The 1,518-nt window shown below is 48.2% G+C and carries 2 protein-coding genes; both read left to right on the forward strand.

All coding sequences use genetic code 11. The annotated features are described in order from the left end of the window. Positions 1 to 777, forward strand: a 777-nt coding sequence (locus D1159_RS18835; RefSeq protein WP_161847115.1) for a hypothetical protein, incomplete at its 5' end; no start/stop codon positions are given. 361 nt (positions 778 to 1,138) lie between these two features. Next, positions 1,139 to 1,351, forward strand: coding sequence for a hypothetical protein (locus tag D1159_RS18840; RefSeq protein ID WP_161847116.1), 213 nt, complete (start codon positions 1,139 to 1,141; stop codon positions 1,349 to 1,351). The last annotated feature ends 167 nt before the right edge of the window (positions 1,352 to 1,518 follow it).

Genomic DNA, 1,518 nt, shown 5'->3' on the forward strand with positions numbered 1-1,518 from the left:
CAGGAACTGGATGAAATTGATCGCCAACTTTCTGAGCTTGGTGTAGAGGAAATAGATCCTAAAAGTATTGACTTGGCTTCCCATCCGGAACTCGCACCTTTTGTTATGGCCGACGGTAACAATGCGGATTATCAATGGACTAACACCACCAAACAGGTAATCTACAAAGGAAAGCGATATATGGTTTCTAATCTTACCGTATGGCCTAACAGTCGAAATAGTAAGTTGTATTTTGATGGTACCAAAGTTATGTATGCGTCTCCTGATAAGGCTGCGGGGACCCTGGCGTTGATGAAATCCCTAATTATGACCTATGCTGGACTAAGTACTATAGCTGGTACCGCCCTTAATTTCATCGATCTTGTTGCAACACAAACCAGTGCACAACTTAGTTCATCGACTATAATTGAAGATGTGACTGCTGTATATCAATGGATGCTTACTGAGTATGTAACTTTCCAATATGTCAGGGAGTCTGGAACTTCTGATGAGCGCCTTTGCTTTACCTTTAACCGTGTCGAGGGTCCTCAAAAGTGCGATGTACACCAGGTTAAGTTTAATGGTAAAAAGGTTGAAATGGGCTTTCAAACTGCTGAATATAAGATAGCGGCGATAGACTTTGACCAAACAGATACTTATCATGCCATAAGCGCTTATCTGAGTACTTATGAGCCAACTACAAAATTTATAAAAGAAATTGACATTTTAGGTATTGACAATCAAAAAGTCGCCGCTATTCCTATGTTGCTACCTATCGGCCCAGGTGTTCTCATTTAAATCAGGCGGTGAACTTTCCTTGTGGACGCATGGAAAGAAGTTCCTCTTCCTCCTGTGCGCTGTGTTGTTTTTGACTATGCTCTGTACTGCGTGTGGTCCCTTGCCAAAGGGCGATGATCCCGCTCTACAGAATATAGGACGGGAAAGCGTCTATATCGGGGGGACACGCTTTTTCAGAGAGGACGGGGTATACTATGACAAAGACGGAACCGTCGCCTTTTTTAACGAAGAGGAGGCAGCACTGTATCGGGAAGCTTGTGCCTATTTTGGTTCCCACTATGAATTGATCCTGAGAGAGGGTAACGTATGGCTTGAGATCATGGTCCAGCTCCGTTGGTCCGAGTGCCCCGAGGCTGTCATTATGACCGACGAGTTTCAGCAGCTCTATCGGGAGCTGAAAGAGCTGGACGCCCTTCTTGGCATAGACAGATTCGCCCAGCCAGAGCCCCCCACGCTGAGGGATCGCGTCCTGTCCGTGGCCACTCCTACTCTTATCATCGCCGCCGGGATTTTCGCGTACCTCAAGCTCCGCAGGCTCTATGGCCGGATTCGGGCCCGGCGCCCTGTGCCGTAACCCACAGCCTGTGCGCCGAAACATTGATGTTTCCGCCGGAAAGGAGACAGTATGAGACGTTCCCTTCGCCGTAAAAGATGGCTGATTCGGCTCGCTGTTCTGCTGGGCTTGGGGGGCCTTGTCTCCTATCTCTCTCTGCGCTGGCTCCTCACCCCCACGGTTCTGGT

It is taken from the genome of Pseudoflavonifractor sp. 524-17, assembly GCF_009935845.1.
Taxonomy (GTDB): domain Bacteria; phylum Bacillota; class Clostridia; order Oscillospirales; family Oscillospiraceae; genus Pseudoflavonifractor_A.